This window comes from Prevotella sp. CAG:255 (genome assembly GCF_000431195.1).
Classification (GTDB): Bacteria; Bacteroidota; Bacteroidia; order Bacteroidales; family Bacteroidaceae; genus Prevotella; species Prevotella rara.
The window spans coordinates 45,487-53,274 of the sequence record NZ_HF986769.1 but is presented as its reverse complement, the minus strand read 5'-3'; the positions used below and the strand labels follow the sequence as shown (position 1 = coordinate 53,274).

6 protein-coding genes and 1 pseudogene are annotated in these 7,788 nt (G+C 48.0%); 6 read left to right on the top strand and 1 reads right to left on the bottom strand.

Annotated elements, in window-relative coordinates:
• From QVO66_RS01750 to rhaT, 3 genes and pseudogenes are all read left to right on the top strand, one after another.
• Positions 1-194: pseudogene (locus QVO66_RS01750) on the top strand (rhamnulokinase); the annotation flags it as partial.
• A 39-nt stretch (positions 195-233) separates the two neighbouring features.
• Positions 234-1,490, top strand: coding sequence for an L-rhamnose isomerase (locus tag QVO66_RS01745; RefSeq protein ID WP_021853658.1), 1,257 nt, complete (start codon positions 234-236; stop codon positions 1,488-1,490).
• A 105-nt stretch (positions 1,491-1,595) separates the two neighbouring features.
• The gene (gene rhaT, locus QVO66_RS01740; protein ID WP_021853657.1) at positions 1,596-2,609 is read left to right on the top strand and encodes an L-rhamnose/proton symporter RhaT; all 1,014 of its coding nucleotides are present in this window, start codon (positions 1,596-1,598) and stop codon (positions 2,607-2,609) included.
• An 880-nt stretch (positions 2,610-3,489) separates the two neighbouring features.
• Here the strand turns inward: rhaT and rhaD are convergent.
• Positions 3,490-4,299, bottom strand: coding sequence for a rhamnulose-1-phosphate aldolase (gene rhaD / locus QVO66_RS01735; protein WP_021853656.1), 810 nt, complete (start codon positions 4,297-4,299; stop codon positions 3,490-3,492).
• 499 nt (positions 4,300-4,798) lie between these two features.
• Here rhaD and QVO66_RS01730 point away from each other — a divergent pair, with 499 nt between their 5' ends.
• From QVO66_RS01730 to fucP, 3 genes are all read left to right on the top strand, one after another.
• Positions 4,799-5,731 carry an aldo/keto reductase gene (locus QVO66_RS01730; RefSeq protein WP_021853654.1) on the top strand — a complete coding sequence of 311 codons (933 nt, stop codon included), beginning with the start codon at positions 4,799-4,801 and terminating at the stop codon, positions 5,729-5,731.
• A gap of 14 nt (positions 5,732-5,745) precedes the next feature.
• Positions 5,746-6,669, top strand: a complete 924-nt coding sequence (locus QVO66_RS01725; RefSeq protein ID WP_021853653.1) for an amidohydrolase family protein — start codon at positions 5,746-5,748, stop codon at positions 6,667-6,669.
• A gap of 16 nt (positions 6,670-6,685) precedes the next feature.
• A partial coding sequence (gene fucP, locus QVO66_RS01720) for an L-fucose:H+ symporter permease (RefSeq protein WP_288172436.1) occupies positions 6,686-7,788 on the top strand: 1,103 nt, incomplete at its 3' end.

Below are 7,788 nucleotides of genomic sequence, written 5' to 3'. Positions count from 1 at the left end.
CGCAGGAATGCACCGCTCTTGGCAACATCATGCTCCAGGCTAAGGCTGCCGGAGCCGTTGCGGATATCTTCGACATGCGCCGCATCATAGCCGACAGCGTGAGCATGAAGCGCTTCGAGCCTAAGGACAAGGCAGAGTGGGATGCTGCTTACGAGAAATACCTGAAGGTGGTAGAGTCAAAAGAAAATAAATAATAAAACGAATAAACCAAAAAATTATAAAACTTATAACTTATGAAAGAAGAAATGATAAATAAGGCTTACGAGATAGCCAAAGAGCGCTATGCCGAGCTTGGCGTTGATACAGAGAAGGTGTTGAATCAGATGCAGGACTTTCATCTCAGCCTGCATTGCTGGCAGACAGATGACGTTATCGGATTCGAGAACCTTACAGGTTCGCTGAGCGGCGGTATCGCTACAACCGGTAACTATCCCGGACGCGCACGCAACATAGACGAAGTGAGAGCTGACATAATAAAGGCTAAGTCGCTCATCCCCGGAACTCACCGTCTGAACCTTCATGAAATATACGGCGACTTCAAGGGCGAGGCTGTCGACCGCGACCAGGTTGAGCCTAAGCACTTTGCAAGCTGGATAGAGTGGGGTAAGGAGAACAACATGAAGCTCGACTTCAACTCTACTTCATTCTCTCACCCAAAGAGCGGCAACCTTTCTCTGGCAAATCCTGACGAAGGCATACGCAACTTCTGGATTGAGCACACAAAGCGTTGCCGTGCCATTGCCGAGGAAATGGGTAAGGCGCAGGGCGATCCTTGTATCATGAACCTCTGGGTGCATGACGGAAGCAAGGACATGACAGTGAACAAGCTGAAATACCGCGAACTGCTTAAAGACTCTCTCGACCAGATCTTCGCAACAAAATATGACAACATGAAGGACTGCATAGAGAGCAAGGTGTTCGGTATAGGTCTTGAAAGCTATACTGTAGGCTCAAACGACTTCTACACATCTTACGCTGCGCAGAACAACAAGATGATAACACTCGACACAGGCCACTTCCATCCTACAGAGAGCGTTGCCGACAAGGTTTCGGCCATGCTGCTCTATGTGCCTGAGCTGATGCTGCATGTAAGCCGTCCGATCCGCTGGGACTCAGACCACGTTACAATCATGGACGACCCGACACTCGACCTCTTCAGCGAGATTGTACGTGCAGGTGCTCTCGACCGCGTACACTATGGCCTCGACTACTTCGACGCTTCAATCAACCGCATAGGTGCTTATGTCGTTGGTAGCCGTGCCGCACAGAAGTGCATGCTGCGCGCTCTGCTCGAGCCGCTGGCAACACTGCGCAAGTACGAAGACGAGGGCAAGGGCTTTGAGCGTCTGGCTCTGCTCGAGGAGGCTAAGGCTCTTCCGTGGAACGCTGTTTACGACGAGTTCTGTCTGCGCAACAATGTGCCTGTTGGTCAGGCTTTCATTGCCGACGTAGAGCAGTATGAAAAAGACGTAACATCAAAAAGAGGTTAATATAGTAGACAGAAAGACAAATGAAAAGAGTTGAGAATCGAGAAATATTTCTCAACTCTTTTTTAATTAATAATCCATAGTTTATAATCTTTTCAGTTTCTTCTGATGGAAATAATAATAGGACTGATAATAATAGCTGTGGGCGCATTCTGCCAGTCGAGCTGTTATGTGCCCATCAACAAAATAAAGAAATGGAGCTGGGAGTCTTATTGGCTTGTGCAGGGTGTCTTTGCGTGGCTCGTGTTCCCGCTGCTCGGCGCCTTGCTGGCAGTGCCTTCAGGCCACAGTCTCGCTGAAGTGTATATGGCAGACCCCGTGGCGGCTTTGTGGACAATGTTCTTTGGCGTACTGTGGGGCATCGGCGGCCTTACGTTCGGCCTTTCTATGCGCTATCTCGGAGTGGCTCTCGGACAGAGCATTGCTCTCGGCACATGCGCCGGACTCGGAACCATACTCACCCCCATATTTACCGGCAACACACAAGACCTTACGATGCCCGTTATCGTAGGCGTGGTGGTTACGCTGATAGGTATTGGCGTTATTGGCGTGGCAGGCAACATGAAGTCGCAGTCGCTCAGTGACGAAGAGAAGAAGAAGGCCGTTAAGGACTTCAACTTCACCAAGGGTATCATCGTTGCGCTGCTTGCAGGATTTATGAGCGCATGCTTCAGCATAGGTCTCGGCTTTGGCGAGCATCTCAACTTCGGCGACGCCACCGACCCGATGTTCCGCACGCTGCCCGCAACGTTCCTCGTTACGCTGGGCGGCTTTGTCACCAATGCGGTATACTGTTTCTACCAGAACGGCAAGAACCGCACATGGGGCGACTATTCGCAGACAAGCCTTTATCTTAACAACATCGTGTTTTGCGCCCTTGCCGGACTGCTGTGGTACAGCCAGTTCTTCGGTCTTAGCCTTGGCAAGGGATTCCTGACCGATTCGCCCGTGCTGCTCACATTCTCATGGTGCATACTGATGGCCCTCAACGTAACCTTCAGCAATGTATGGGGAATAATACTGAAAGAGTGGAAAGGCTGTTCGCAGAAGACCATCGCCGTGCTCGTGGCCGGCATTATCATACTTGTTGTGTCTTCGTTCCTTCCCCAGCTGTTGAAGTGAGTCGGGCGAATGACGCAAATAAGGTAAAAAAGTTTTTCCTGAAAACTCATCACTCGTCACATCAGCGTGTAACTTGTTGATTTTTACTGACTTGTGGCGTGATGAGTTGCAGCTGTAAAACGTCACCATATATCACCTGCCTTGCTTGGGCGTGATGTTTGGTGACGTTTTGCTTATTCAACTCGTCACACGTTATGTCTCTGTCTGTCAGAGGGTTGCGTGCAGATGTGATGAGTGACGAGTTTTTTCTGAAAAAATATATTGTTTGGCTGTATAACGCAAGTGGTCTGATTTGGCTTAAAAAACTTCTTGTATTTATCAGTGCTGTTTCATGGCATGCAATATGTGGCTTTTCGCAATGTAAAAAGCCGCATATCAGCCTGTAAAAAGCCACCTTTTACAGGGCAGAATGCCGTCTTTTACAAATCTTGCTGTTTCAGGATAAGTCTGCCGTCATGAGGTGTGAATAATCGTCTCTGTAAAATCAGCCGTAACATAAGCTTTTATGTAGCTACGTCCTGTTGGTCTATGGTTTCAATCCAAATCGTTATTAGTTTTCAGTCTGTATTTTTGCTTTATATTGAGTGGATTTTAGTTAGATTTTTCGCAGGAATGGCAGGCTATGTCAAGAAAAAGTGAACATAAAGACGGGCTGAAAGTATGAATGCCAAAAATAGATAAAGCTATGGCGGCTTGATGCCGATTGGGGTTTAATTTTATGGTGTGTCAGCATGTCTATTCAGCCGCAAATATGGTCCTGCCTGATATTGAAACCCCATAAAATAACAGAATCCCAATGCTTCACAGCATCAGGATTCCGCCGTCTAAATAGACTCTTAAACTAATATTATCTGAGAATGATAAGATTTTTATTCAAACTTTATTTAGGCAAGTTAAATGCCTTAGACATTTCAGCCATCTGCTCGTCGCTCATGCCTTCAGGCTCTTCGCCCATGTTCTTGGCAGCGATGTATATCAGGGCGCTCTTGTTCAGCACGTCAACCTGATCGAATGCCTGCATGATGTCGTTGTCGATGGCAAACACTCCGTGCTTCTCCCACATTGCCACGTCGTAGTCGTCAAGCTGTCTTACAGTTTCTTCTGCAAGCTCAACGCTGCTGGGCAACTGATAAGGAATGATGCCCAATCCGCGCGGACAGAAAGCCTTTGTCTCCGGAATCATGCTCCAAAGCAGCTTCGTTAGCACGTCTTTGCCCAAGAACTTGCGTATGTGTGTCATTGCAACAAGCTCAATCGGGTGAGTGTGCAGCGATGCGCGGTAAGGAGAGCCTTTCTCAATCAGATGGTCGTGCACCATGAGATGCGAAGGCAGCTCGCTCGTAGGATTAACCACGTTGTCGGCTATGATCACATAGCTTGCGCAGTCGTCAAGTATACGGATTACGCTTCCGTTCTCCATTGGCCAGCGGGCCAAGTCGCGCATTCTGCGGTTTGTTCCTTTACAGAAGAAGTATGTGCCTTTAAGATGAGGCAGCGTTACTCCTATTTGCTTCACTTCACTTATGGCCGGCATCTGTCTTATTTCGTCGTCAACCAGCTCTGTGATGTTTATTGTAATGTTTCCTCCGTTTCTTTCAGCCCATCCCTTCTGCCAAAGATAACCGGCTACTTCAGCCACTTTGTCAATTTCTTTCTTCAATGCGGGACGTCCGTCAAGTATACTTTTCATATTTTGATTATTTTGACTGCGCAAATTTACAAAATTGAACATAATGACCACTTCGTGATTTGATATTAAAACTCGGATTTTTGACGGATGATATTTTCTTGCCTTTCAGCGTATGTAACCATGATTCTTAATCCGGATGTTCATTTTTCGAACATGACGATGTGTTTAGTAAAGTATTCCTGATGGAAGCCTGTCTGCGGAGAGATAATCCGCGCCATGCGGTTTTCGCTCACAAGCGATGTGCAAATATACGTTCTTTTTCTTGAAAATCTATGGATACAACCTATAATTTTTGTCAAAAATGTAAGCATTGACATGCGTATTATGGCTTTATTCGTGTATATATAAGGTGTGGCCATGCCTGTGATGCGGTGGCTGAAAGTGCTTAAAAAGGCATGATTTGGCAGGTTGAGTGAAGAAAGACATAATAATTTAAACAATTTTAATATGACATTTTCCATTGCCTTGCGTCATATCGTAAGATATAAATATTTCTACTATGATCTACAATGAATTAGGAAAAACAGGAATGCGTGTGTCTAATCTCAGCTTTGGCGCCTCTTCTTTAGGCGGCGTCTTTCATGACATACGCGAGTCAGAGGGCATAAAAGCAGTCCATACGGCAGTTGACAACGGAATTAACTTTATAGACGTATCTCCATATTACGGTCATTACAAGGCCGAGATGGTATTGGGAAAAGCCTTGAAGGAAATACAGCGCGACAGATATTATCTTTCGACAAAGGTGGGACGCTACGGTGAGAACGGCGTCAACACCTGGGACTATTCTGCCAAGCGCGTAACCGACAGTGTCTACGAGAGCATGGAGCGCCTCAACATTGACTACATCGACTTGATTAATGTTCATGATGTTGAGTTTGCCGACCTCAATCAGGTTGTCAACGAGACTCTGCCCGCACTGGTGAAGCTCCGCGAGGAAGGAGTGGTGAAGCATGTGGGCATCACCGACCTGCAGCCCGAAAACCTTAAATGGGTGATAGAACATGTTCCGGCCGGAACAGTTGAGTCTGTGTTGTGTTTCTGCCATTACAGTCTCAACGACGAGATGCTGCTCGACTATCTCGACTTCTTTGAGGCAAACAATGTGGGCATAATAAATGCTTCGCCGTTCTCGATGGGACTGTTGTCGCAGCGCGGCGCACCGGCATGGCATCCGGCTCCGGTGGCTCTTAAGGAGGCTTGCATGCGTGCTTCTGACTACTGCACAGAACACGGTTATCCGATAGAAAAGCTCGCCGTGCAGTATTCTACAAGCAATCCGCGCATTGCCACCACGCTGTTCAGCTCGGCTAATCCTCAGAATGTGCTGAAGAACATCGACTATGTAAATTCGCCGATGGACAGCAGCTTGGTTGAGGAAGTACAGAAGATAATTGGCGACCAGATGCGTGTGCGCTGGGCTAACACATAATATTGCAGGGCAGAATGGACTATAAAATTATTGATGCGCATTCACATTTGTGGCTGCGCCAGGATACTTCTTGGAACGGAATGCCGGTCAGGACATTGACGAATGGCCGGTCGTTCTTTCTTACGGAAGAGGTGCAGATGGTTCCGCCGTTTATGATAGACGGCGTAAACAGCGCCGAGGTGTTCCTCTCTAACATGAACTACGCACAGGTGGGCGGAGCTGTTGTCGTGCAGGAGTTTATCGACGGCATACAGAACGACTATCTGGCAAAGGTGAAGAGCGACTATCCCGAACGCTTCTTTGTGTTCGGCATGTGCGATTACTTCAAGCCCGGATTCTATGACACGGCAGCTTCGCTTATCGATAGCGGCTTCAAGGGTATTGCCATACCTGGCCACAGGCTGATATTGAGCGACGGAAGAGTAAACCTGAATTCTCCCGAAATGATGAAGATGTTTCATCTGATGGAGGACAAGGGCGTCATCCTGTCGTTGTGTCTGGCTGAAAACAACTTGCAGAACGGCGAAATCAAGGAGGTGATAGAGGAGTGTCCGCGCCTGAAGATTGCTATAGGACATTTCGGCATGGTTACCGCCCCGGGCTGGGAAGACCAGATAAAACTCGCCCTTAACGACAACGTGATGATAGAGTCGGGCGGCATAACATGGCTGTTCAACAAAGAGTTCTATCCCTTTAACGGAGCCGTCAGGGCTATCAGGGAGGCCATAGACATGGTTGGTGCCGACAAGCTGATGTGGGGATCAGACTATCCGCGCACCATAACGGCCATAACCTATAAGATGTCTTATGACTTTATCCTGAAGACCAATGACCTGACAGACAGGGAAAAAAGACTGTTCCTCGGCGAGAATGCTGAAAAGTTCTATGGCTTCAACAACCTGCCTGATCTGCCATACGTAAAGAATATGTCGGAGTAAATAATATGATGTCGTTATGAAAAAAAATAGCTATATAGTGCCTTTGTCGCTGATATTCTGCCTGTTTTTTCTATGGGCGATAAGCAGCAATCTGCTGCCGACGATGATAAGGCAGCTGATGAAGACCTGCGAGCTCAACACTTTTGAGGCTTCGTTTACAGAGACGGCTTATTGGCTGGCCTACTTTATCTTCCCTATACCAATAGCCATGTTCATGAAGCGTTACAGCTACAAGGCCGGCATCATCTTTGGCTTGTGCCTTGCCTCGCTGGGCGGCTTCCTGTTCTTCCCGGCTGCTATGATCAAGTCATACTGGGTTTATCTGTGTGTCTTCTTCATTATAGCCACGGGCATGTGCTTCCTTGAGACGGCTGCCAATCCTTATGTAACAGTATTGGGCAAGCCGGAGACGTCAATAAGGCGTCTTAACCTGGCCCAGTCGTTCAACGGTCTTGGCGCGTTTATCTCAGCCATGTTCTTGAGCAAGCTGGTGCTGAGCGGCAATAATTACACGCGTGAGACATTGCCCCTGAGCTATGAAGGCGGCTGGGAGGCCTACATTCAGCATGAGACCGAATCGATGCGTCTGCCGTATTTGCTTCTGGGCACGCTGCTGATTGTCGTGGCGCTGATATTCGTGTTTACGAAATTTCCTAAAATAGCAGATGAAAGCAAGTCGGGCGAGGCCCGCGGCGAAGGCAAGCTTATCGACTTCTCCGTGCTTAGACATTCACACCTGCGCTGGGGCGTCATCGCACAGTTCTTCTATAACGGCGGACAGACGGCCATCAACAGCCTCTTCCTCGTTTACTGCTGTGTGTATGCCGGACTTGATGAGGCCACAGCCACAACGTTCTTCGGCTTCTACATGCTGGCGTTTCTGGTAGGCCGCTGGGTGGGCACGGCGCTGATGATAAAGTTTAAGCCGTCGCACATGCTTATGGTATATTCAATCTTGCTGATAATCCTGTGTGGCGTTATCTGCGCTTTTGGCGGACATGTAGGCATTTATGCCATGCTTGCCGTGTCGTTCTTCATGTCTATTATCTATCCCACACAGTTCTCCTTGGCCCTGCAGGGATTGGGCGACCAGACCAAGAGCGGTTCGGCCTTTCTTGT

Excerpts from the sequence above, each read along its gene's own strand:
- QVO66_RS01745 (WP_021853658.1), top strand. The coding sequence starts at position 234 with ATGAAAGAAGAAATGATAAATAAGGCTTACGAGATAGCCAAAGAGCGC.
- rhaT (WP_021853657.1), top strand. The coding sequence starts at position 1,596 with ATGGAAATAATAATAGGACTGATAATAATAGCTGTGGGCGCATTCTGC.
- rhaD (WP_021853656.1), bottom strand. The coding sequence starts at position 4,299 with ATGAAAAGTATACTTGACGGACGTCCCGCATTGAAGAAAGAAATTGAC.
- QVO66_RS01730 (WP_021853654.1), top strand. The coding sequence starts at position 4,799 with ATGATCTACAATGAATTAGGAAAAACAGGAATGCGTGTGTCTAATCTC.
- QVO66_RS01725 (WP_021853653.1), top strand. The coding sequence starts at position 5,746 with ATGGACTATAAAATTATTGATGCGCATTCACATTTGTGGCTGCGCCAG.